Annotated in this window: 23 protein-coding genes; 4 read left to right on the forward strand and 19 right to left on the reverse strand. The window is 68.2% G+C overall.

Annotated features, from left to right (window positions below):
• Positions 1-10: 10 nt before the first annotated feature.
• The 4 genes from A5784_RS12670 to A5784_RS12685 form a co-directional block, all read right to left on the reverse strand.
• Positions 11-1,687, reverse strand: a complete 1,677-nt coding sequence (locus tag A5784_RS12670; RefSeq protein WP_064945250.1) for a bifunctional uroporphyrinogen-III C-methyltransferase/uroporphyrinogen-III synthase — start codon at positions 1,685-1,687, stop codon at positions 11-13.
• Positions 1,684-2,643 carry a hydroxymethylbilane synthase gene (hemC, locus tag A5784_RS12675; protein ID WP_064945303.1) on the reverse strand — a complete coding sequence of 320 codons (960 nt, stop codon included), beginning with the start codon at positions 2,641-2,643 and terminating at the stop codon, positions 1,684-1,686. Before hemC ends, A5784_RS12670 begins: the two co-directional genes overlap by 4 nt.
• A gap of 9 nt (positions 2,644-2,652) precedes the next feature.
• Positions 2,653-4,008 carry a glutamyl-tRNA reductase gene (locus tag A5784_RS12680; protein ID WP_064945251.1) on the reverse strand — a complete coding sequence of 452 codons (1,356 nt, stop codon included), beginning with the start codon at positions 4,006-4,008 and terminating at the stop codon, positions 2,653-2,655.
• A 120-nt stretch (positions 4,009-4,128) separates the two neighbouring features.
• A complete protein-coding gene (locus A5784_RS12685; protein WP_232006023.1) occupies positions 4,129-4,413 on the reverse strand; it encodes a glutaredoxin family protein in 285 nt (94 codons plus the stop codon).
• A 38-nt stretch (positions 4,414-4,451) separates the two neighbouring features.
• Between A5784_RS12685 and A5784_RS12690 the strand changes: the two genes are divergently transcribed.
• Together A5784_RS12690 and A5784_RS12695 are read left to right on the forward strand one after the other, a co-directional pair.
• Complete coding sequence (locus A5784_RS12690) at positions 4,452-5,357, forward strand: HAD family hydrolase (RefSeq protein ID WP_064945252.1); 906 nt, start codon at positions 4,452-4,454, stop codon at positions 5,355-5,357.
• A 61-nt stretch (positions 5,358-5,418) separates the two neighbouring features.
• Positions 5,419-5,949: an FAS1-like dehydratase domain-containing protein gene (locus A5784_RS12695; RefSeq protein ID WP_064945253.1), complete on the forward strand. Its 531-nt coding sequence runs from the start codon at positions 5,419-5,421 to the stop codon at positions 5,947-5,949.
• Between the two features lie 15 nt (positions 5,950-5,964).
• Here the strand turns inward: A5784_RS12695 and A5784_RS12700 are convergent, their stop codons facing one another.
• The 8 genes from A5784_RS12700 to A5784_RS12730 all read right to left on the reverse strand — a co-directional run bounded on the left by A5784_RS12700 (position 5,965) and on the right by A5784_RS12730 (position 12,563).
• Positions 5,965-7,032 carry a lysophospholipid acyltransferase family protein gene (locus A5784_RS12700; RefSeq protein ID WP_064945254.1) on the reverse strand — a complete coding sequence of 356 codons (1,068 nt, stop codon included), beginning with the start codon at positions 7,030-7,032 and terminating at the stop codon, positions 5,965-5,967.
• Between the two features lie 36 nt (positions 7,033-7,068).
• Positions 7,069-8,190 (reverse strand): SDR family oxidoreductase, encoded by a 1,122-nt coding sequence (locus A5784_RS12705; RefSeq protein ID WP_064945255.1) that lies wholly within the window; start codon positions 8,188-8,190, stop codon positions 7,069-7,071.
• A gap of 29 nt (positions 8,191-8,219) precedes the next feature.
• Positions 8,220-8,321: a 30S ribosomal protein bS22 gene (locus A5784_RS37535; protein WP_003402602.1), complete on the reverse strand. Its 102-nt coding sequence runs from the start codon at positions 8,319-8,321 to the stop codon at positions 8,220-8,222.
• Positions 8,322-8,410: 89 nt separating this feature from the next.
• Positions 8,411-8,641, reverse strand: a complete 231-nt coding sequence (locus tag A5784_RS12710; RefSeq protein WP_026256699.1) for a cell division/environmental response transcriptional regulator — start codon at positions 8,639-8,641, stop codon at positions 8,411-8,413.
• A gap of 138 nt (positions 8,642-8,779) precedes the next feature.
• On the reverse strand, positions 8,780-9,637 hold the full coding sequence (gene proC / locus A5784_RS12715) for a pyrroline-5-carboxylate reductase (RefSeq protein WP_156750521.1): 858 nt from the start codon (positions 9,635-9,637) through the stop codon (positions 8,780-8,782).
• 45 nt (positions 9,638-9,682) lie between these two features.
• The gene (locus A5784_RS12720) at positions 9,683-10,528 is read right to left on the reverse strand and encodes a sugar phosphate isomerase/epimerase family protein (protein WP_064945257.1); all 846 of its coding nucleotides are present in this window, start codon (positions 10,526-10,528) and stop codon (positions 9,683-9,685) included.
• Between the two features lie 49 nt (positions 10,529-10,577).
• Positions 10,578-11,561, reverse strand: coding sequence for an Rv0497 family membrane protein (locus tag A5784_RS12725; protein ID WP_064945258.1), 984 nt, complete (start codon positions 11,559-11,561; stop codon positions 10,578-10,580).
• Positions 11,562-11,591: 30 nt separating this feature from the next.
• On the reverse strand, positions 11,592-12,563 hold the full coding sequence (locus A5784_RS12730) for a Ppx/GppA family phosphatase (RefSeq protein ID WP_064945305.1): 972 nt from the start codon (positions 12,561-12,563) through the stop codon (positions 11,592-11,594).
• A gap of 106 nt (positions 12,564-12,669) precedes the next feature.
• On the opposite strand from A5784_RS12730, the gene A5784_RS12735 reads away from it, so the two are divergent.
• Positions 12,670-13,461, forward strand: coding sequence for a DUF3109 family protein (locus tag A5784_RS12735; protein ID WP_064945259.1), 792 nt, complete (start codon positions 12,670-12,672; stop codon positions 13,459-13,461).
• On the opposite strand, the gene regX is transcribed toward A5784_RS12735, so the two are convergent.
• The 6 genes from regX to A5784_RS12765 form a co-directional block, all read right to left on the reverse strand.
• Positions 13,462-14,148: a two-component sensory transduction protein RegX gene (gene regX / locus A5784_RS12740; RefSeq protein WP_064945260.1), complete on the reverse strand. Its 687-nt coding sequence runs from the start codon at positions 14,146-14,148 to the stop codon at positions 13,462-13,464.
• 8 nt (positions 14,149-14,156) lie between these two features.
• Positions 14,157-15,341, reverse strand: a complete 1,185-nt coding sequence (locus A5784_RS12745; protein WP_064945261.1) for a sensor histidine kinase — start codon at positions 15,339-15,341, stop codon at positions 14,157-14,159.
• 132 nt (positions 15,342-15,473) lie between these two features.
• Positions 15,474-16,217, reverse strand: a complete 744-nt coding sequence (locus A5784_RS12750; RefSeq protein ID WP_064945262.1) for a phosphoglyceromutase — start codon at positions 16,215-16,217, stop codon at positions 15,474-15,476.
• Between the two features lie 40 nt (positions 16,218-16,257).
• Positions 16,258-16,764, reverse strand: a complete 507-nt coding sequence (locus tag A5784_RS12755) for a type III secretion system chaperone family protein (RefSeq protein WP_064945263.1) — start codon at positions 16,762-16,764, stop codon at positions 16,258-16,260.
• Positions 16,761-18,095: a D-inositol-3-phosphate glycosyltransferase gene (gene mshA / locus A5784_RS12760; protein ID WP_064945306.1), complete on the reverse strand. Its 1,335-nt coding sequence runs from the start codon at positions 18,093-18,095 to the stop codon at positions 16,761-16,763. Before mshA ends, A5784_RS12755 begins: the two co-directional genes overlap by 4 nt.
• Positions 18,096-18,105: 10 nt before the next feature.
• Positions 18,106-19,428, reverse strand: coding sequence for an ROK family protein (locus A5784_RS12765; protein WP_232006027.1), 1,323 nt, complete (start codon positions 19,426-19,428; stop codon positions 18,106-18,108).
• Positions 19,429-19,703: 275 nt separating this feature from the next.
• Here A5784_RS12765 and A5784_RS12770 point away from each other — a divergent pair, with 275 nt between their 5' ends.
• Positions 19,704-20,456 (forward strand): SDR family oxidoreductase, encoded by a 753-nt coding sequence (locus tag A5784_RS12770; RefSeq protein ID WP_064945265.1) that lies wholly within the window; start codon positions 19,704-19,706, stop codon positions 20,454-20,456.
• On the opposite strand, the gene A5784_RS12775 is transcribed toward A5784_RS12770, so the two are convergent.
• Complete coding sequence (locus A5784_RS12775) at positions 20,453-21,739, reverse strand: L,D-transpeptidase (protein ID WP_197514728.1); 1,287 nt, start codon at positions 21,737-21,739, stop codon at positions 20,453-20,455. The genes A5784_RS12770 and A5784_RS12775 overlap by 4 nt on opposite strands.
• Between the last annotated feature and the right edge of the window lie 36 nt (positions 21,740-21,775).

Genomic DNA, 21,775 nt, shown 5'->3' on the forward strand with positions numbered 1-21,775 from the left:
GACCCTCCCGCTAGCGCCTGCGGCTCTTCTTGCGCGGCGGAGGCAACGCCCCCTCGGCCCGCAGTCGGGCGGCATGCTCGGCGAGCGCCTCGACCAACGGTCCCACCGCGGCGGTCTCGGGCTGCACGTCGACGCGCAACCCGAATTCGGCTGCGGTCTCAGCGGTTTTCGGGCCGATGCACGCGACGATGGTGCGTGCGTGCGGCTTGCCCGCGATACCGACCAGGTTGCGCACCGTCGAGCTCGAGGTGAAGCAGACCGCGTCGAACCCGCCGGTCTTGATCATCTCGCGGGTGTGCGCCGGCGGCGGTGCCGCGCGCACCGTGCGGTAGGCGGTGACATCCTCGATCTCCCAACCACGTTCACGCAGCCCCTCGGCCAGCGTCTCGGTGGCGATGTCGGCGCGCGGCAACAGCACGCGGTTGACCGGATCGAAAATCTCGTCGTAGGGCGGGAACTCGTCGAGCAGACCGAGCGAGGACTGCTCACCCGACGGCACCAGCTCAGGGTTGATGCCGAACGCCCGCACCTTGTCCGCGGTGGCCTGGCCGACGCAGGCGATCTTCACGCCGGAGAACGCGCGCGCGTCGAGGCCGAACTCGCCGAACTTCTCCCACACCGCACGCACCGCGTTGGTGGAGGTGAACACGACCCACTGGAACCGGCCGTCGACCAGACCCTTGACCGCACGCTCCATCTGCGCGGGACTGCGCGGCGGCTCGACCGCGATGGTCGGCACCTCGATCGGCAGGGCGCCGTGGCCCACCAGCTTCTCGCTCATCTCGCCGGCCTGGTCCTTGGTGCGCGGCACCAGCACGGTCCAGCCGTAGAGGGCGCGGCTCTCCCACCAGTTCAGCTTGGCCCGGTTGGCGACGGTCTTGCCGATGGTGACCACCAGCGGGCCTGCCAGCGGACCCGCGGGATCGGAGGCCGCGTGCTTTTCCAGCATGCCCTTGTCGATCAGCCCACCCAGGGTGGTCTCGACCGAGCGCTGCTGGCAGGTGGTGCCGTTGGCGGTCACCACCGCGGGGGTCGAATCGGCCAGGCCGTACTCGATCAGCGTGCGGGCGGCGTCCGGCAGGTGCGACGTGGTCGCGTGCAGGATCAGCGGGCCCGGTGCGGCTGCCAGCGCGGCCCAGTCGACGTCACCGCGCACGTCGGCGACGGTGTGCGACGAGCCCAGCGGCAGGCCCGCGTAGGTCGGCACCGCAGTGGTGTCGGGCAGGCCCGGCACGATCTCGAAGTTCAGGTGGGTCTTGGCCAGCGCACCGATCTCGGTGATCACCGCGTCGACCGACAGCGGATCTCCCGCCACGAGCCGCACCACGTCGAACCCGTGGCGAGCCTCGGCAGCCAGGGTCTTGGCCACCTCGGCCGGGTCGCCGAGGGCGGGCCGGATCTCGGGGCCGCCGGGGATGACAGCCGATGCGGCCTCGGGCTCGCCGGAATCGGCGGTGGCGGCGTCAGCGTCGCCGGCGGGTTTGGCCGCCGGGGCCGGACCGGAGGCCGGCGGCAGATCGGTGCCGACCATCGCCAGCACAGCTTCGGGCACATCGGGGTCGGTGAAGACCATCTCGGCGTGTGCCAGCACGGACTGCGCCCGTGCCGTCAACAAACCTGGATCTCCGGGGCCCGAACCCACGAAGGTAATGCGGCCGGGCTTTGCCTTGCGGCCTCGCATGGTCATGTTTCACTCCCGCGCTCTACCAACAGCTCGCGTGCCCCCAGTTCGAAAAGCTCCGTAGCTACCGAGACGCCGAGTTCGGCGGCCCGTTCCGGAGTCCCGATGCCGGACGCACGGATCACGTCGGATCCGTCCAGCGTCGCCACGCAGCCGCGCAACGACAGCTCCTCGAAGACATTGCCGTCCTCATCGATCGACTCGACCACCTCAGCGATCGCGCCTACCGGTGCGGAACAACCCGCCTCCAGTTCGGCGAGCAGGACCCGTTCGGCGGTGACCGCAGCACGCGTGTCGGCGTCATCCAACTGCGCAAGCACCGCGATCAGCTCGGTGTCGCCGGCGCGGCATTCCACCGCAAGCGCACCTTGAGCCGGCGCTGGCAACATCTGCACCGGCTCGAGCGTCTCGGTGACAACGCCTAGCCGTCCGATGCGGGAGAGACCCGCCCGGGCGACCACGATGCCGTCGAGATCACCGCTCGTAACCCTGTTCAACCTGGTATCTAGGTTGCCTCGTAGGGGGCGGATTTCCAAACCGAGACCCAGTGCTCTAAGCTGCGCCTCCCGCCGCGGGCTCGAGGTGCCGATCACCGAGCCGGCCGGCAACTCTCCGAGCACCATTCCGTCGCGGGCCACGAGCGCGTCGCGGGGGTCCTCACGGGGCGGGATCGCGGCGATGACGAACCGCTCGTCGGCCGCGGTCGGCAAATCTTTGTAGGAGTGCACGGCCATGTCGACCCTGCCGTCGTGGATGGCTTCGCGCAGTGCCGCGGTGAACACGCCGACGCCGATCTCGGCAATGGGGGCACTGGAGCGGTCCCCGGCGGTGGAGATGATCACCAGCTCGCAGGGATGACCTGCGGCGAGCAACGCGTCTCTGACGTGTCCGGCCTGTGTGGTGGCCAGCAGGCTACCGCGGGTGCCGATACGGATTACGTTTTCACGAGCTTCAGGAGAGATGGCCAAGCTTTACTCAGACTTATCGAGTTCTGTTGTCATGAAGGGCAATTCGCTGGCCGCGACGGCGTCGACGGCCTGCGGGTCGAGCTCGAAGAGCTCACGCAGCGCCTCGGCGTAACTGTCTCCGCCAGGGGCGCTGGCCAGCTGCTTGACCCGAACCGTCGGTGCGTGCAGCAGCTTGTCGACGACGCGGCGCACGGTTTTGGCCACCTCGTCGCGATGGGCGGCGTCCAGTCCCGGCAGCCGGTTGTCCAGCCGCAGCAACTCTGCTTCCACCACGTCGGCGGCCCGTTGCCGCAGCGCCGTCACGGTCGGGGTGACCTCGGCCATCCGCTGGCCGGCCAGGTAGTTGGCAACCTCGGTGGCGACGATGTTGCGGGCCGCGGCGGCGTCGGTCGCGGCGGCGCGCGCGGAGGGTTCGCGCTGGATGCGGTCCATGTCGACCACCCAGACGCCGGGCAACCCGGCGACCGCGGGATCGACGTCGCGGGGCATGCCGAGGTCGCAGATCACCAGTTGATGCTCGGGCTCGGTGGCCATGCGCTGGGCGAGCGCGTGGTGCACGTCGGCCAGCGACACCACCGGGCGCACGGCGCCGGTGCTGCTGATGACGACGTCCACGTCGGCCAGTGCCCCGGATACGTGGTCGAGGATGAAGGCACGGGCCTGGACACCCTGTTCGATCAGTTTCTTGGCCAGCCGCTGGGCGCGCGGCAACGACCGGTTGACCACGTGCACACGTTCGATGCCGGCACGTACCAGGTGGGCGCCGGCCAGTGCACCCATCGATCCGGCGCCGACGACGGCCGCGGTGCGGCCCGCCAATCCGCCGGTGAGTTTCGTCTCGGCCATGTCCAGTGCCACCGAGACCACCGATGCGCCTGCGGCGTCGATCCCCGTCTCGGAATGCACCCGCTTGCCGACGGACAGCGCCCGTTGCGCCAGCTCGTGCAGCGTGCGGCCTGCGGTGTGATTGGCCTCGGCAGAGGCATACGCGCGGCGCACCTGGCCGAGCACCTGCTGCTCCCCGATGACCGCCGAGTCCAGGCCGCTGGTCACGGCAAACAGATGCTCGACGGCGGCCTCGGCGTAGCGCACATAGGCGTACTTGGTGAGGTCCCCGAGGCCCATCCCGGAATGCTCGGAGAGCACCTGACCGATCACCGACAGACCGCCGTGGAAGGCCTCCACCACCGCATACACCTCGACGCGGTTACAGGTGGACAGCACCATGGCCTCGGTCACCAGCGACGACTGCAGGATCTGGTCGATGATCTTGGCCTGCTCAGCCTCGTCCGTGCTCAATTGCTCCAGGACGGACACCGGCGCGCTGCGGTGCGAAACTCCGAACAGCAACACGCTCACGGCTTCATCACCACGTCATCTAAGGTAAACGTTTTACCTCTGGCCACCAAATTTCTCCTAGTCAGCGCACTGCTGGCCGGTTCTGGGCCGCTCCGCCCGGTCCGGGATCCCCCGCGATGTTCACAGGGTGGCGAGGTCCTCCCGCAGCTGCGCCTCGTCGACCTCCCAGTAGCCGTGTTCGACGCCGTTGAGCAAGACCACCGGCAGCAGGTCCCCATACTGGGCCCGCAGGGCGGGGTTGCCCGCGGCGGCCTCGCTGTCGACGTCGGTGGTCAGCAGCGTGAAACCGAGCTCGTCGCGCAACGCGGCCAGCTGTTCGGCGGCCCGCGCGCACAGGCTGCAGCCCGCCCGGGTCAGCAACGTCACGGTGTGCCGGCTGCCTGCGCCGGTCTGCGGGTGCTCCACACCGCCAGTATCCGGGCGCGGTGACTTAGGGTGAATCCGTGTCCGAAACCGGTAGTGCCGATGCGCCAGATCAGGAGCTTGCCGCCGAGGCCAGCGCCGAGGTGGCGGTCGCCGGACTGCAGACCGAAGCTGCCGAATCCGGCACGGGCGCCACGCCTGCCCCACCCCCGCCGGACCTGACCGCGGCGGCGTTCTTCGACGTCGACAACACCCTGGTGCATGGTTCGTCGCTGGTGCACTTCGCGCGTGGGCTGGCCGCGCGCAAGTACTTCACCTACACAGACATCCTCGGGATCGTCTATGCGCAAGCTAAGTTCCAGTTCACCGGCAAGGAGAACAGCGACGACGTCGCAGAGGGCAAGCAGAAGGCGCTGGCGTTCATCGAGGGCAGGTCGACCGCCGAGCTGACCGAGCTGGGCGAGGAGATCTACGACGAGATCATCGCCGACAAGATCTGGCCGGGTACCCGTGCGCTGGCGCAGATGCACCTCGACGCGGGCCAGCAGGTCTGGCTGGTCACCGCAACCCCCTACGAGCTGGCCGCGACCATCGCCAAACGCCTGGGACTCACCGGGGCGCTCGGCACCGTCGCGGAGTCTGTCGACGGGGTGTTCACCGGCCGGCTGGTCGGCGACATCCTGCACGGCACGGGTAAGGCCCACGCGGTGCGGTCGCTGGCCATCCGGGAGGGCCTGAACCTGCGTCGCTGCACGGCGTATTCGGACAGCTTCAACGATGTGCCGATGCTGTCGCTGGTGGGCACGGCGGTGGCGATAAATCCCGATGCCGCGCTGCGCGACGTGGCCCGGGAACGCGGCTGGGAGATCCGCGATTTCCGCACCGCACGCAAGGCCGCCCGGATCGGGGTGCCCTCCGCACTGGCCCTCGGCGCCCTCGGCGGTGCCCTGGCCGCGGTGGCCTCCCGTCGCCACGACATTCGCTGAGCAACACCGACGCGCTGATAGGCTTCTCATCCGCCAGACACTGAGTGGAGAGCGCGGATACATGAGCATCGCCAGCGACATCATCGGGACCCATTTCCGGTACCCCGACTATTTCGAGGTCGGCCGGGAGAAGGTCCGCGAATTCGCCAAAGCGGTCAAGGACGATCATCCCGCGCACTACAGCCAGGAAGCGGCCGAGGAGCACGGGCACGCCACATTGGTGGCGTCTGTGACTTTCCTGGCAGTTGCCGGACGGCGCGTCCAGCTGGAGCTGTTCGACAAGTTCGACGTGCCGATCAACCTGGAGCGCGTGCTGCACCGCGATCAGAAGTTGATCTTCCACCGCCCGATCATGGTCGGCGACCGCCTGTGGTTCGACTCCTACCTGGACTCGGTCATCGAGTCGCACGGAACCGTGATCTGCGAGGTGCGCGCCGAGGTCACCGACGATGACGGCAAACCGGTGGCCACCAGCATCGTCACCATGCTCGGCGAGGCCGCCCACCCCGAGGAGGCGGGCGAGATCAGCTCGCAGATCGCCGCGGCGCGCGATGCCGCGATCGCCAAGATGATTGCTGGGCAAAACGCCTGAGCCTGCGCTCGGGCCTCAGCCGAAGAACATGTTCCTGCGGCCTGCCAGCAGCTGGTAGAGCGTCTGCTGGATGGTTTCGCGGACCTGATCGGTCAGCTCGAAGGTGACCATCGGGTCGTCGGCCGCGGTCTCGTCGTAGTCCGCGGTGTCGATCGGCTCCCCGAACTGGATGTGCCATTTGGACGGCAGCGGAATCAGCCCGGCCGGGCCCGCCAGCGGGAACAGCGGCGTGATCGGGAAGTACGGCAGACCGAACAGCCGGGCCAGCAGCTTGACGTCGGCGATCATGGGATAGATCTCCTCGGAACCCACGATCGAGCACGGCACGATGGGCGCTTTGGCCCGCAGCGCTGCCGACACGAAGCCGCCACGGCCGAATCGCTGCAGCTTGTAGCGGTCTTTGAAGTTCTTGCCCAGCCCCTTGAAGCCTTCGGGGAACACCGCGGTGAGCTCACCGTTGGCCAGCAGCCGGTGGGCATCGGTGGTGCAGGCGACCGTGTGGCCCGCCTTGCGCGCGAGCTGCCCGACCATCGGCAGGTCGAACACCAGGTCGGCGGCCAGCAGGCGCAGGTCGCGGTGGGCCGGGGTGTGATCGTGCACGGCCACCTGGGTCATCAAACCGTCGAAGGGCAGGGTCCCGGCGTGGTTGGCGACGACGAGCGCCGCGCCGGTCTCCGGCAGGTTCTCGATGCCGGATACCTCGACCCGAAACCATGACCGGAAGAGCACTCTCAGCAAAGGCAAGAAGATAGCGTTGTTGAGGTGCTCGTCGAAGCCGAACTCGTCGACGGAGTAGTCGCCTGCCATCCGCTTGAGGAGGAATTCGCTCGCCGTGGCGATCTGCTTGGCAAGCTCGGTCGGGCTGTTGTCGGCGGTCGCAGACCCCGACACGGCACCGCGGCGTTCGTCGATTTCGCGCACCACCGCCGCGATCTGTTCCGCGGATGCGCGCGAACCCGGATCGGCCAGCAGCGACGGGTGCCGCCGTGCGCTCTCCGAGCGTTGGGCGGCCCGGCGCGCTGATGCCGCGCGATTCGAATTGCCGTGTAGCGGAATGACTTTGGCTTTAGGTTCGCCGCCCACGTCGATACCTTCTCCCCACCCCGGTAAAGCTGATTCTTATCGTCCCCAACGCTGCGCCATCGCCACGGCGCTACTCTCCATTGAGCGTACCCATCGCGGGTCGAGGATCGGCGTTAAACCACGGCCCCGGACGTAGTCGTCGAATGCCTCGGCAGTCGTCCACTTTGGACTGTAGCCCAGATCCCTGTGCATGCGCGTGGTGTCCATGACGCGGCCGAAGCTGAGGTAGTTCAGCTGTTCGCGATCGAGTTCGGTGGAGCGGGTGGCCCGGCTCAGCGAATCAACGGCAGCCAGTGCCGAACGTGGCACGGGTAGTCGGAGCCGGCCCGATCGGCGGATGGCCTGGCTCATCATGATGATTCCCGAGCCACCGATGTTGAAGGTGCCGGGTTTGCCAGCGACGGTCGCCCGTTCCAGCGCGCCGAGGGCGTCCTGTTCGTGCAGCAACTGCAGACGCGCGTCGTGCCCGATCACCGAGGGCACCACGGGGCCTGCCAGATACCGCGAGAGCGCGGTGTCCATCGCGGGGCCGATCATGTTGGCCAACCGCAGGATGGTGACGGCGATGTCGGGGCGACGCCGTGCGAGGCCGCGGGCGTATCCCTCGATGTCGATACTGTCGCGGGCGAATCCCTCGCCCGGTGGCCGCCGCGCGCTGCTGTCCTCGGTGAACATCACCGGGTCACGCGAGCTTGAGCCATATACCTCGGAGGTGGACTTGAGCACCACCCGACGTACCGACGGCGTCTTCTGACATGCCGCGAACAGTTGGATGGCGCCCATCACGTTGAGTTCTTTCAACGTGGCCCGCCCGCCGGAGCGGGGCGCGTACGACGCGGCGGCGGCATGCACCACAGTGTCGACGTCCCCGTTCCGGATCACCTTGGCGATGAACGGGTTACGAATATCGGCCCGAACGAATTCGGCCCGGCCCATCCGACGGAGCAGATCCTTGCTCGGCGTGATCGCGTCGACCGCGATCACATGGTTGATCAGGGGGTTCTGCGCCAGCCGGGCGGTCAGATAACCGCCAAGGAACCGGCAGGCCCCCGTGACCAGTACAACTTTGGGGTAGGGCGCCGCGTCGGTGGATTCTGAGCCACCTGAATCACCGGAGCTGCCTGGCGTGCGCCCTGGAGAACGACCATCAGAATCCATCGGGCAAGCCTAACGGCCGGGGCTGAAAGCTACTTGCCGAGCTTTCTACGCTGCACCCGGGTGCGTCGAAGCAGCTTACGGTGCTTCTTCTTCGACATGCGCTTACGACGCTTCTTGATGACTGAACCCATGAATCCCGGTGACTCCGCTACCTAGACAGCAATTGGTTGACCCGGTCACTTTACCCGGGCCCGCCAGTGAAACGGAAAACGGCTGCCGCTTAGCCCGCGTCGAAGTAGGAGGTCTCCAGCAGATCGTGCACGGCCTTGGCGTGCACACGGAACGAGCGACCCACCCGAACGGCAGGCAGCTCGCCGTTGTGCACCAACCGGTACACCGTCATCTTCGACACCCTCATCAGGTTCGCCACCTCGGCGACTGTGAGAAATTGAGCTCGGGGCTGGCCGTCGCCAGCCGAATCCCGCGCCGATGGCCCGTTCATAGACGTCATCGCAACCCAATCAATCAGGCACGGACAGTTCCAGCGGCTTCCCCACCGCTGGCACCAATCCGCGCATACAAAGGGAGAATAGCGTGGCGGGTGGGGTTACTGCGACGGGTGTGGGCTAATCCGTCAGAAATTATCTAATTACTCAGATGTAATTCCTAGCTGCTCAGACCGCGTTTTCGCAGCCTCGACCGCGTTACCCAACGCGGCCCGGAATCCACCACGCTCCAGTTCGCGCAGCCCAGCGGCGGTCGTACCGGCCGGAGAGGTCACCATGGCGCGCAGCGCCGCGGCGGTGGTGTCCAGCGCGGCGTCTCCCGCAGCAGTCACCTCGTCGAGGCGTTCCAGCAGCATCGCGGCCGACCCGGCCATCGTCTGCACCACCAGATCGGTGGCCACAGAACGCGACAACCCGGCCGCCACGGCCGCATCCACGAGGGCCTCGACCATCAGGAAGAAGTACGCGGGCCCGGAACCCGAGACGGCCGTGACGGCGTCCAGTTGCGCCTCGGCGACCGTGATGACACCGCCGACGGCGTCGAAGATCGCCGAAACCTCCTTGAGCTGTTCGGGCGTCGCGAACCGGCCCGGGGCCACCGCGCTGATGCCGCCACCGACCAGGATCGGGGTGTTGGGCATGACGCGGATCACCGGCGCCCCTGCGGGCAGCTTGGCCTCGTAGTACGCGGTGCTGACACCCGCGGCGATGGATACGAACACCTGCTCGGTATCGCTGTCGGCCGCCGCCGCGGCGCTTGCGACCTCGTCGACGACGTACTCCACGTCGCCGGGCTTCACCGCGACGATGACGTAGGCCGCGTTGTCCGCGGCGTCGGCGACCGACGTGACCAGCACCGAGTACTTCTCCGCCAGGTATTTGGCTCGATCAGGGTGCTTCTCGGCGACCACCAAGTCCTTGACCTGCCTGCCGGCCCGTAACAAGCCGGACAGCAGGGCCTCGCCCATGCTTCCGCCACCGATGATCGCGATTCTCGACATGGGCCACAGCATCGCACGAGCAGGCGCGGGCGCCGAACCGGCGCCTCAGCGCATCAGATGCGCCCTGGCAAACGTCAGCGCCTCGGTCAGCAGCGCATCGCGCTCGGTGGCCGTCCGGGCGCTCGACGTGGTGATCTCCAGGATGACGTGGCCCGAGAAATTCCCGGCCGCCAGCATCTGGCACACCTCCGCGGTGGGCTGGGTACCACGGCCGGGCACCAGGTGCTCATCGGTGGACGCGCCGTTGCCGTCGCACAGGTGCAGATGCGCCAAGCCGTCACCCATCCGGCGGGCCATGTCCAGTGCGTCGGTGCCCGCGGTCGCGGTGTGGCTGAGGTCCAGCGTGTAATGCGCGTGATTGCCGTCCAGCGGGTCGTAGGACGGCGCGAACGCCGAGATGCCGGGTCCTGGCCTACCGCCGCGCTTTCGCATCCTCTCGATGGACGTCTCGCCCGCGCCGAAGAAGCGGTCCGCACGGAACGGGAACATGTTCTCCACGGCGACGAGCACGTCGCTGCCGGCCTCAAGCTCGGCCACCTGCTCGCTGAATCCCTCGGCGTAGCGGCGCTGCCAGCGGAACGGCGGATGCACCACCACCGTCTGGGCGCCCAGCTGTTCGGCGGCGCGCACGCTGCGCTCCAGCTTGGGAATCGGGTTGGCGCCCCACACGCGCTGCGAGATCAGCAGACACGGCGCGTGCACCGAGAGCACCCGCACGTTGTACTGACGCGACAGCCGCTCGACCTCATTGATGTCCTGGCTGACCGATTCCGCCCACACCATGAGCTCGACGCCGTCATAGCCGAGCCGGGCCGCGTGTTCGAAGGCGGCCTCGGTCCTCAGTGGATAGACCGAGGCAGTGGACAGGCCGACCTTGATGGCAGGGCGCACGAGGCAATTGTCTCCGGTTGTTCCGCTCCTCGCGTGCGCGGCCGGGCTATCAGCTCGCCTGCAGCAGAGCCAACGGCCCGAAGGTGACCAGCGCACCCACGGCCACCGCGGTCAGCGTGCTGCCGATGTCCTCGGTCTTGCGGACCACCCGCACTCCCCCGGCCAGGCCGAGGATGACCAGGACACCGAGGATCAGCGCGACGATGGTGTTCCACTTCCACAGCTGGTCGAACGCGATGAACAGGCCCGCCCCGAAGGCGACGGCGATGACGCACTGGCCGACCACCCACAGGCCGTGCATCAGCGAGGTCCCTCCGACGCGAGCACCGGAGCCTGCCGCTTTCTCATGCTCGTCGGGTTCGTCGGCCTGGTCGAGCTCATCGGCTTCGTCGAGGTCGGCGTGCTCGTCGTGGTCACTGTCTTCGAGATCGATGTCCTCAAGCCCCGGACGGCCGCGCCTGCGCGCGACGTCGTCGGCCACCGACTGACCACCGAACAGCGGTCCCAGCGTCGAGCCCAGGTAGGCCGGACGATCGTCATCCTCCGCGGACTCGTCGTCGGTGTCGTCCAACAGGTCGGGGCTCATGCGCTCGGCCCCGGTCCCCGACGGCTGGTAGTCGCGCACCAGCGGGCGTGAGTACTGCGGGCGGCGGTTGCTCGGCTTGAACTCGACGGGCTCCGGGTCGGCGTCGCGGGCGTCCAGGTGAGCCTGGTAATCGGCCTCCACGTCGATGCCGCCGCCGGACGTGTCCTCGGCTGCGACCTCGGTTGTGTCATCGGTCACCTTGGCGCCGTTGGTCGGCGCGGCCGGCTCCTCGACCTTCTCGACAGGAGCTTGCGGCGGCTCGTCGGCATGGTCGGAGACGATCGGGATCTCGCCGGTGAGTTCGGCGACGGTCACCGCGTCGCTGTTGCCCCGACGCCGCCTGCGACGACCGCCGACGGGAGGGGCGCCGATGGTGCCGTTCTTTGCCAGCAGTTCCGCAACCGAGATCGGCCGGGTGGCGGCGTGGCTATCTTCTGGTCCAGTCATGTCCTGTATTGCCTTTAGGGCTAGCTATTCCTACCGTCCAGCATCCCGCGTGGATGTCTGCACCAGGGCGGTGCCATCGGCTTCGCTGTCGAGTTTCCGCAGAATCAGCCCCTCCCGCAACGCCCAGGGGCAAATATCGACTGATTCGACTTCGAGGGCTCGCATGCTGGCCTCAGCTACCAAAGCTCCGGCCACGATCTGTGGCGCCCGCTCGGCACTCACCCCTTCCAGTTCGGCACGGTCTGCCGCCGTCATCCTAGAGATGAAAGCTATGAGCTGTCTTAATCCGGCCGCGGTGAGTGTCCGCTTGACCCGCGGACCCGCTCCCGAGGGCGCCGCGCCGGTCAACCTGGCAAGCGACCGGAACGTCTTCGAGGTGGCCACGGCCAGATCAGGACGCCCGGCCGCGCCCATCGTCGCGCCTGCTTCGGACAGCTCGGTGGCCAGCCAGTCGCGCAGCATCGCCACGCGACGCCGCCCCGGCGGATCGTCGGGCAACCACTCGCGGGTCAACCGGCCGGCACCCAGCGGCAGCGACATCGCCACCTCGGGCTCCTCGTCGACGCCGCTGGACAGCTCCAGCGAACCGCCGCCGATGTCGATGTTGACGATCCGCCCCGCGCTCCACCCGTACCAGCGGCGTACCGCGAGGAAGGTCAGCCGGGATTCGTCGACCCCACTGAGCACGCCGAGGGAAACGCCGGTCTCGGCGCGCACCCTGGCCAGCACGTCCTCGGAGTTGGTGGCATCGCGGACCGCCGACGTGGCAAACGCCATCAGCTCGGCGCAGCCGGAACTGGTGGCGATCTTGGCGAACTCATCGACGGTCTCGACCAGCTTGTCCGCGCCCCGCCGGCTGAGCTTGCCCGAGGGTTCGATGGCCTCGGCCAGCCGCAAGGCCGCCTTGGTCGAACTCATCGGGGTCGGATGGCCGCCCCGACGAGCGTCCACCACGAGTAGATGGACCGTATTACTGCCCACATCGAGCACGCCTAACCGCACGCCCACAACCTATCCGGTGAGCGCCCCGGTTCCGTGCCCGGACCACCCGCTCGACGCGAGCGCGAAATAAATCGGGTTCAGCCGGATGCGAGTACCGTTTCCCCCCGTGACAGACGTGCATCCTGGGGAAGTCGAGTTGGACTTTGCCCGCGAGTGGGTGGAGTTCTACGACCCCGACGACGCGGAGCATCTCATCGCGGCCGATATGACCTGGCTGCTGTCCCGCTGGACGTGTGTGTTCGGCACCCCGGCCTGCAAGGGCACCGTGGCCGGACGGCCCGACGACGGGTGCTGCTCGCACGGCGCCTTCCTGTCCGACGACGACGACCGCGCCCGGCTCGACGATGCGGTCAAACAGCTGACCGACGAGGACTGGCAGTTCCGCGACAAAGGCCTGGGCCGCAAGGGTTATCTCGAAGACGACGAATACGACGGCAAGCCGAATCTGCGCACCCGCAAGTACAAGGGCGCCTGCATCTTCTTGAACCGGCCCGGTTTTCCCGCGGGCATCGGCTGCGCGCTGCACAGCAAGGCGCTCAAGATCGGCGTCGAACCGCTGACCATGAAGCCGGATGTGTGCTGGCAGTTGCCGATCCGGCGCAGCCAGGACTGGGTGAGCAGGCCCGACGGCACTCAGGTGCTGCGCACCGTCATCACCGAGTACGACCGGCGCGGCTGGGGCGAGGGCGGCGCGGACCTGCACTGGTACTGCACCGGCGATCCGGGCGCCCACGTCGGCGAGAAGCAGGTGTGGGAGTCCTACGCACCCGAACTCACCGCACTGCTCGGCGAGAAGGCCTACGCCGAACTGGCCGCAATGTGCAAGCGGCGCAGCAGCTTAGGACTCATCGCGATACACCCGGCGACCCGCGCCGCCGCGACCGGCGGTGAGGGCTAGCTAGCCCTCCAGCTTGTAACCCAGCCCGCGGACCGTCACCAGGTGCACAGGGTTGGCCGGATCGGCCTCGATCTTCGACCGCAGCCGCTTGACATGCACGTCAAGCGTTTTGGTATCGCCGACGTAGTCCGCGCCCCACACCCGGTCGATGAGCTGGCCGCGGGTGAGCACCCGCCCGCTGTTGCGCATCAGGTACTCGAGCAGGTCGAACTCCTTGAGCGGCAACGTGATCTGCTCCCCGTTGACGCTGACCACGTGGCGTTCGACATCCATGCGGACCGGGCCGGCCTCCAGCACGCCGTCACCGGCGCCGGTGTCGTCGGAATCGGATCCCCGGCGCAGCACCGCCCGGATCCGGGCGATCAGCTCGCGCGCCGAATACGGTTTGGTGACATAGTCGTCGGCGCCCAGTTCCAGCCCGACGACCTTGTCGATCTCGCTGTCGCGGGCGGTCACCATGATCACCGGCACGCTCGAGCGGGACCGCAACTGCTTACAGACGTCGGTGCCGCTCATCCCGGGCAGCATCAGGTCCAGCAGCACGATGTCGGCGCCGGAGCGCTCGAATTCGGCCAGAGCTGAAGGGCCGTCGGCCACCACGGTGGCCTCGAAGCCTTCCTTGCGGAGCAGGAATGCCAGTGGATCGGCCAGCGACTCCTCGTCCTCAACGATCAACACGCTGGTCATCGTTCTCGCTAATCCTCTCGTTCGTACGAATCATCTGATCGGTCGTGATGGGGATAGGCCGGGATCGACAACGTGAACGTCGACCCCGTTCCCGGCTGACTCCACAGCCGGATGGTTCCGTTGTGGTTGGCCGCAACGTGTTTGACGATCGCCAACCCGAGGCCGGTACCGCCGGTGGCCCGCGAACGCGCCTTGTCCACCCGGAAGAACCGTTCGAACACCCGCTCCTGGTCGGCCTTGGCGATACCGATACCGCGGTCGGTCACCGCGATCTCGACGCTGCCGCCGCGCCGACGCCGGCTGACTGACACGCCAGAGCCGTTGGGCGAGTAGGCAATTGCATTGGAGACCAGGTTGGCGATGGCGGTGACCAGCAGCGCCTCGTCGCCGAGCACCCGGTAGCCCGTCGGCGCATCGGTGGTGATCGCGATATCGGCGTTGTCGGCGGCCACCTTGTGCCGGGACAACGCCTCGGCGACAACGGCGTCGACGTCGACCTCATCCAGATCGGGCAGCCGTTCGCCGCCCTGCAGCCGGGACAGCTCGATGAGCTCGCCGACCATGTCGGCCAGCCGGTGCGATTCGGCGACCATCTTGTTCGCGAAGTGCCGCACGGTGTCGGGGTCGTCGGCCGAGGCCAGCAACGCTTCGGCCAGCACGCCAAGCGCGCCCACCGGCGTCTTCAGTTCGTGGCTGACGTTGGCCACGAAATCGCGCCGGGTCGCTTCCATCCTCGCGTGCTCGGACTGGTCGTCGGCGTAGACGACGGCGAAGCGGCGGTCGTGGTCGGTGAGCAGTTTCACGGTGCCCCGCACCGAGATGCCCGACCGGCCGGGGTTGGCCACCTTCAGCGGCGACAGGTCGACCTCGATGCTCTGCCCGGTCGCGAACACCTGCTCGGCGGCGCGCCAGGCCCGTTCGTCGAGCAGTCGGTCGCGCACGACGCCCAGCTCGTCGGCCCGGTCGTTGGTATAGACCACGTCGTTGAACATGTCGACGACCACGATGCCCACCGGTGAGAGCGACACGATGTGCTGCAGCATCTGCGAGACGGTCAGACCCGCCTCGTCGGCCGCCCGCCGCTCCTGCCTAGCCCTGATCCGGGGCATCAACCCGACACCGATGCCCAGCCCGAGAGCCAGCGCAAGCACTGCGACGATCACCGTCAGCAGTAGCGCCGACACAACACTCACGCGAAAAGCGTACGCATCGGGTGAACGTCATCCCAGCAGCGTGCGGCCAAATTGGGACAAGTCACACAGGCAAACACAGGAGTTCGGTCTGCGTTTACCCGGGTTCACCGGTTGTTTGCCGAATGTCCGGACTTACTTCTTGGCGCCCTGCGCCGCGACGGCCGCCGCGCCTGCAGCCGCGGCCTCGGGGTCCAGGTACTCCCCGCCCACCACCAGCGGCTTGAGGTTCTCGTCCAGGTCGTAGCGCAACGGTATGCCGGTGGGGATGTTCAGTCCGACGACCTCGTCGTCGGACATGCCGTCGAGGTATTTCACCAGCGCCCGCAGCGAGTTACCGTGCGCGGCGACCAGCACGGTCTTGCCTGCCTTGAGGTCCGGCACGATGGCCTGCTCGTAGTAGGGCACGAACCGGGCCACGACGTCGGCGAGGCATTCGGTCAGCGGTCCGCCGCCGATGTCCGCGTAGCGCGGGTCGGCGTCCTGGCTGAACTCGCTGCCCTTCTCGATGGGTGGCGGCGGCGTGTCGTAGCTGCGCCGCCACGCCATGAACTGCTCTTCGCCGTACTTTTCCTTGGTGGCGGCCTTGTCGAGGCCCTGCAGTGCCCCGTAGTGCCGCTCGTTGAGCCGCCAGTCCCGGTGGACCGGGATCCAGTGCCGGTCGGCCTTGTCCAGTGCGAGGTTCGCGGTGTTGATGGCGCGACGCAGCAGCGACGTGTAGACCACGTCGGGCAGCACGCCCTGCTCGGCCAGCAGTTCGCCACCGCGCACGGCTTCGTCGCGGCCCTTTTCGGTGAGGTCGACGTCAACCCATCCTGTGAACAGGTTTTTCTGGTTCCAGTCGGACTCACCATGGCGGAGCAAGATCAGCGTCGGCATGTTTCGGTTGTCCTCCTCGCGTGCGGTCCAGAGGATCTTCTCACGAGTCGCCGTCGTCGATCAGATGCTCGAAGGCCTTGAGGTTTTTCAGCGACTCGCCGCGGGACACCCGCCACGCCCATTCCTTCTGGATGGAGCTGCGAAAACCCAGCTCCAGCAACGTGTTGAAGTCCGAATCGACGGCCTCGAGCACCTGCCCGAGCACGCGGTCGATCTCGTCGGCCGTGACCGCGTCGAGCGCCATCCGGCCGACCAGATAGATATCGCCGACGTTGTCGAGGGTGTACGCGACGCCGTAGAGCCTGCGGTTGCGTTTGAGCAGGAACCGGTAGACGCCCTCATGGTTCTCGTCGGGCTTACGGCAGACGAAGGCCTCCACGCGCACCGAATGCTCGCCGATGCTCAGGATGGTGTTGGTCTTGAGCTTGCGCTCACCGGGGAGCGCCACCACCAGGCCGGGCAGGCCGCCGTGCGATCCCGGGTGGTGACTGTATTCCAGGCCGTGCTCGTCGAGGGTTTCCTCGATGACCTGCTGAACCGCCGTCATGTCCGCACTCCCCTACGCATCGAGAACCTGCGGCCGGACCGGCGTACGGGGGGCTGGGCGTGCCGGGCGCGGTAGTCGCTCATCGCCCGGCTGTAGCTGGCCAGCAACGCGTCGACGGTGTGGGCCCAGGAGAAGCCGTCGGCGTGGGCGACGGCGGCGCGGCGCAGCGCGACGGGATCGCGTTGCAGCACATCGTCGATGGCCGCGGCCCAGTCGTCGATGTCGTGACCGTCGACCAGCGCGCCGGTGACGCCGTCGCGCACGGCGACCGGCAGTCCGCCGACGGCGGCGGCCACCACGGGTGTCCCGCAGGCCTGCGCCTCGATGGCTACAAGCCCGAAGGACTCCGAATAGCTCGGCACGGCAACAAGATCGGCGGCGCGGTACACGTTGACCAAATCGGCTCGCGACTGCGGCGGCAGGAACGTCACGCGGTCGGTGATACCCAGTTCGTCAGCGAGTCGAACCAGGGTTTCCGGCTCGGCCAAACCGGATCCGGACGGCCCGCCGGCCACCAGGACCCGCACGCCGGGAAGTTTCGCGGCGGCCCGCAGCAGGACGTCGGGCGCCTTGAGCGGCTGGATCCGACCGACGAAGGCCACCACCTGTTCGTCGGCGGCGAGGCCCAGCGCTGCCCTGGCTTCGCGGCGATCGCCAGGGGTGAACAGTTCGAGATCCACCCCGGGATGCACCACGTCGATCCGCGAGCGGTCCGCCTGATGCAGCGAAACAAGTTGCTGCGCTTCATGTTCGGTGTTGACGATGAGCCGGTCGGCTTCGTCGACCACCTGCTGTTCCCCGACTGCGCGCAGCGGCGGCTCGGGAGCGTCGCCCTCGGCCAGCGCGGCGTTCTTGACCGCGGCGAGGGTGTGCGCGGTGTGCACCAGCGGCACCGCCCAGCGGTCCCTAGCCAACCAGCCGACCTGACCGGAGAGCCAGTAGTGCGAATGCACGACGTCGTAGTAGCCCGGTTCGTGGGTGGCCTCGGCGCGCAGAACCCCGGCGGTGAACGCGCACAGCTGCGTTGGCAGGTCGTACTTGTCGAGGCCCTCGAACGGGCCTGCCACGACGTTGCGCACCAGCACGCCGGGAGCCACCGCGACAGTTGGCGCATCGGCCGACGACGTCGCCCTGGTGAAGATCTCCACCTCGACGCCGCGGCGGGCCAGTTGCAGGGCCGTCTGCAGCACGTAGACGTTCATCCCGCCGGCGTCACCGGTGCCGGGCTGGGCCAATGGCGAGGTGTGCACGGACAGCACCGCGACGCGACGCGGCCCGTCGGGCCGCTGCCGTTCCGCGGAGACGTCGGAACCGTCTGAAGTTAGGCGCACATCGTCATGTCTACACCGCGGCAGATCGGCGGGTCTGAGCGCGCCGCATCGCACCGATCGGATCGGCGTACAGCCCGCCGAGGGAGACGATGCCCGCACCGGCCTCCTGCACCCGGTTTCCGAATGCCGTGACGCGAATGTCGCGCGCCGCGAGCACCGACCGCCGGGCGAAGGCCGACTCCACCGCGGCCATGCCCTCGGGGTATTCGGTGAAGGCCTGGCCGCCGACGATCAGATCGTCGGGGTTGAGCATGTCGCGCAGCAGTGCGACGGCCTCACCGAGCACGCGGGCCCGGTCGGCCAGCAGTTCGGCGGCCTGCGTGTTGCCCGCACGCGCAGCGCGCAGCACCGCCGGCAGGGTGGACGCAGGCCCGTCGGCGGGCACGATACGCAGCTTACGGGCCGCGGTCAGCACCGCCTCGTCGCTCACTGTCGACTCCAATTGCCCTGTACCACCGAGCAATTCGGACTGAGCGGGCAGGGCTGCGATGGTGCCGGGCCCGCTGGCCGGGGAATGCACGCGGCCGTCGATGGACAATGCGTAGCCCACGGTTTCGCGGGCATAGACGTACAGACTGGTCCTGGCCTGGCCGGCGTCGGCGCCCCGGCCCAATTGCTCCTCACGTCCGCGACCCAATTGCTCCTCGCGTCCGCGGCCCAATTGCTCCTCACGTCCGCGCCGCGCGCCCGCCAGCAACAGCTCGGCACCCGCCATGGCGTCGACGTGCGAAGCCAGCGACACGGGCAGGCCCAGCGCCTCGGCCAGCACCGGCCCCACCGGGGCGTCGTGCCAACCCAGCCGGGGGTGATCGAGGTAGCCGGTGGTGCTGTCGACGACGCCACCGGAGGCGACGCCGACCCACAGCGGGCGACGGCGGTGCCAGCGGCTGAGGTAGCGCCGCGCGCTGGAGGCCAATGTGGCCAGCGCCGCGGCCTGCGCGCCGGACGGCGTCGGCGTCTCGACCACGTCGAGGGTGCGGCCGAACAGGTCGGCGGCCACGATCGAGGTGGTGCGGGCACCGATATGGATGCCAAGGGTGAGGAACGGCTCGTGGTTGACCTCGACGGGCACCCGGGGGCGTCCGATGGCGCCCGACACCGCGAGGTCGGCGCGTTCCCGCAGGATGCCGGCCTCCAGCAACGCGGTGACCTGACGGTTCACCGTCGCGATGCTGAGCTGGGTGTGCTGGGCGATGGCGTCACGCGCGATCGGCCCGCGCAGCCGCGCAGCGCTGAACACCGATGCGGCGGCCGCGTCGGCGACCTTGAGCGACGGCGCGACGATGTGCAGCAGGCGCGATTGGGGGTAGCGGGCACTCGCGGGGGTGAGCACGCGCTTGTTGTGCGCGGCGCCCGCGCGGGTGGAACGACGCAGCGGGGCGGCGGTGGCGGTGCTGACGGCGGTAGCGGTGGTCACGTGAGAGGTCCTTACTGGAGGTCGGCCGGTGGATGGGGGCCACACCTGGCGACTCAGCAGGACAGGAAAACGGTGTCCGGGTACGAATCAGGCGCGGCGGGGTGCGCGACAACAACACGCACGCCGCACGAGGGCAGCCTGAGGACTCCGAGACACACGACGAACTTAGCACGCCAATTAAAGTTGGGCAGATGACGACACCACAGAACGACCGCCGGGTGGCGGTGGTGACCGGCGCCAGCGCGGGCATCGGTGCAGCGACCGCCAAAACCCTTGCCTCCCTTGGCTTTCACGTGGTCTGCGTGGCCCGCCGAGCCGACCGGATCGAGGCCGTCGCCGCTGAGATCGACGGGACTGCGATTGTGGCGGACGTCACTGACGATGCGTCAGTTGAGGCCCTGGCGGCGGGCTTGGATCGCGTCGACGTGTTGGTGAACAACGCGGGCGGCGCCAGAGGTTTGGAGCCGGTGGCCGCGGCGGACCTGGATCACTGGCGCTGGATGTGGGAGACCAACGTGCTGGGCACCCTGCGGGTGACCAAGGCGTTGCTGCCCGCGCTGGAAGCCTCGGGTGACGGACTGATCGTCACGGTCACCTCGATCGCGGCGTTCGAGGTCTACGACAACGGCGGCGGCTACACATCGGCCAAGCATGCGCAGAGCGCGCTGCACCGCACCCTGCGCGGCGAGCTGCTGGGAAAACCGGTGCGGCTCACCGAAATTGCCCCCGGCGCGGTGCACACCGACTTCTCCCTGCTGCGCTTCGACGGTGATGCGGCGCGCGCCGACGCCGTCTACGCCGGGCTCACCCCGCTGGTGGCCGAGGACATCGCCGAGGTCATCGGTTTCGTCGCGACCCGCCCCAGCCACGTCGACCTGGACCAGATCGTGATCCGGCCGCGCGATCAGGCGTCTGCCACCCGGTACCACCGCAGGACGGATTAGCCGCCCGGCCCCCGGGCCGGCGGCGGCGTCGTGGTGGTCGGCGTACCCGACAGGGTCGGCGCATCGGTGGGCGTCGCAGGAGCGCTCACCGGGATCTCCGGCGGCTTCTTGTTGTTGATGGCCGACATGGACACCCACTCGTCCCAGCTGATCGCCCAGTCCCAGATGTCGCCGTCGGCGTAGGACAGCTGGATGGACGTGCCGGTGACCTCGACCGGGTCGCCGTACATCGCGGTGTGGAAGTACTGCTCCGCATCACCGGTGGACAGGTTGATACAGCCGTTGGTGACGTTGGTGTTGCCCTGGGCACCGGAGCTGGCGGGGTTGGCGTGGATGAACTCGCCGTTGTTGGAGATCCGCACCGCCCAACGCTCGTGGACGTTGCTGTAGCCGGCGGCCGGGTTGGACATGTAGAAGTCGGCGTACTTCTCGGTGACGACGTGGGTGCCGCTGCGGGTGACGTTGCGCGGCAGGTCGGCCTCGCCGTAGCTGCACGGGAAGTCGAACAGCACGCCGCCGTCGTTGATCACCTGGATGCGGTGGCTGGCCGCGTCGGCCTTGACCACCTGGCGGCGGCCGATTTCGATGCTGAGCGTGGAATCGGCGGCCCCGTAGGCATCGTCGCCGAACTTCACGCCGTAGAGCGGTGCGCTCACGTTGACCTTGGTTCCGGCCGGGTAGTACTCGCGGGTGCGCCAGTGCACCCGGGAGCCGGCAGCCTCGTCGGGCAGCCAGGCCCAGGCACCTTCCACGGGCGGATCCGTGGTGACCTTGAGCGCCTTTTCGACGGTCACCTTGTCGGCGTCGCTGATGGAGGCGTCGAACTGCAGGATGATCGGCGCGGCCACCCCGACGACCTGGCCGTCGGCGAGCTGGAACTGCCCGTTGACCTGCTTCTGCGGGTCGATGGTCTTGAACTTGGCCTGCAGCGGTTGGGCCTTGCCGTCGTGCCCCACGACTGACCCGGACCACTTGTAGGTCACGCCGTAGCCGAGTGGTTCGGTGACCGTGTAGGCGGTGCGGTCGCTGTTGAGCGCGCCGGCCACGATTTTGCCGTCCGGATTTGTCAGGCTGACGGTCTGAAACCAGCCGTCAGCGACCTGGACTCCCACGGCAGCGGTCGGGATCACATCGGACGCGTCAGCACCGGGCTGGTAGGTCACCTTCGGGGCCGCCGGGGCGGCCTCCGGGGCGGACTTGGGCGTCGAGTTACCCGAGCATGCTGCCAGCACACTTGCGCCGACTCCGACAGCAAGCGTGGACAGGGCTCGGCGCCGGTTCATCACCGGCGCCGGGACCTGGAAAAAACCGGCTGAGCT

The sequence above is a fragment of the Mycobacterium sp. 852013-50091_SCH5140682 genome, assembly GCF_001665685.1.
Classification (GTDB): domain Bacteria; phylum Actinomycetota; class Actinomycetes; order Mycobacteriales; family Mycobacteriaceae; genus Mycobacterium.

What these genes read in the sequence shown, in the direction of transcription:
- A5784_RS12670 (WP_064945250.1), bottom strand. Translation starts at nt 1,687, where the DNA reads ATGACCATGCGAGGCCGCAAGGCAAAGCCCGGCCGCATTACCTTCGTG.
- A5784_RS12695 (WP_064945253.1), top strand. Translation starts at nt 5,419, where the DNA reads ATGAGCATCGCCAGCGACATCATCGGGACCCATTTCCGGTACCCCGAC.
- A5784_RS12705 (WP_064945255.1), bottom strand. Translation starts at nt 8,190, where the DNA reads ATGGATTCTGATGGTCGTTCTCCAGGGCGCACGCCAGGCAGCTCCGGT.
- A5784_RS37535 (WP_003402602.1), bottom strand. Translation starts at nt 8,321, where the DNA reads ATGGGTTCAGTCATCAAGAAGCGTCGTAAGCGCATGTCGAAGAAGAAG.
- A5784_RS12710 (WP_026256699.1), bottom strand. Translation starts at nt 8,641, where the DNA reads ATGACGTCTATGAACGGGCCATCGGCGCGGGATTCGGCTGGCGACGGC.
- proC (WP_156750521.1), bottom strand. Translation starts at nt 9,637, where the DNA reads ATGTCGAGAATCGCGATCATCGGTGGCGGAAGCATGGGCGAGGCCCTG.
- A5784_RS12725 (WP_064945258.1), bottom strand. Translation starts at nt 11,561, where the DNA reads ATGACTGGACCAGAAGATAGCCACGCCGCCACCCGGCCGATCTCGGTT.
- regX (WP_064945260.1), bottom strand. Translation starts at nt 14,148, where the DNA reads ATGACCAGCGTGTTGATCGTTGAGGACGAGGAGTCGCTGGCCGATCCA.
- A5784_RS12750 (WP_064945262.1), bottom strand. Translation starts at nt 16,217, where the DNA reads ATGCCGACGCTGATCTTGCTCCGCCATGGTGAGTCCGACTGGAACCAG.
- A5784_RS12755 (WP_064945263.1), bottom strand. Translation starts at nt 16,764, where the DNA reads ATGACGGCGGTTCAGCAGGTCATCGAGGAAACCCTCGACGAGCACGGC.
- A5784_RS12770 (WP_064945265.1), top strand. Translation starts at nt 19,704, where the DNA reads ATGACGACACCACAGAACGACCGCCGGGTGGCGGTGGTGACCGGCGCC.
- A5784_RS12775 (WP_197514728.1), bottom strand. Translation starts at nt 21,739, where the DNA reads ATGAACCGGCGCCGAGCCCTGTCCACGCTTGCTGTCGGAGTCGGCGCA.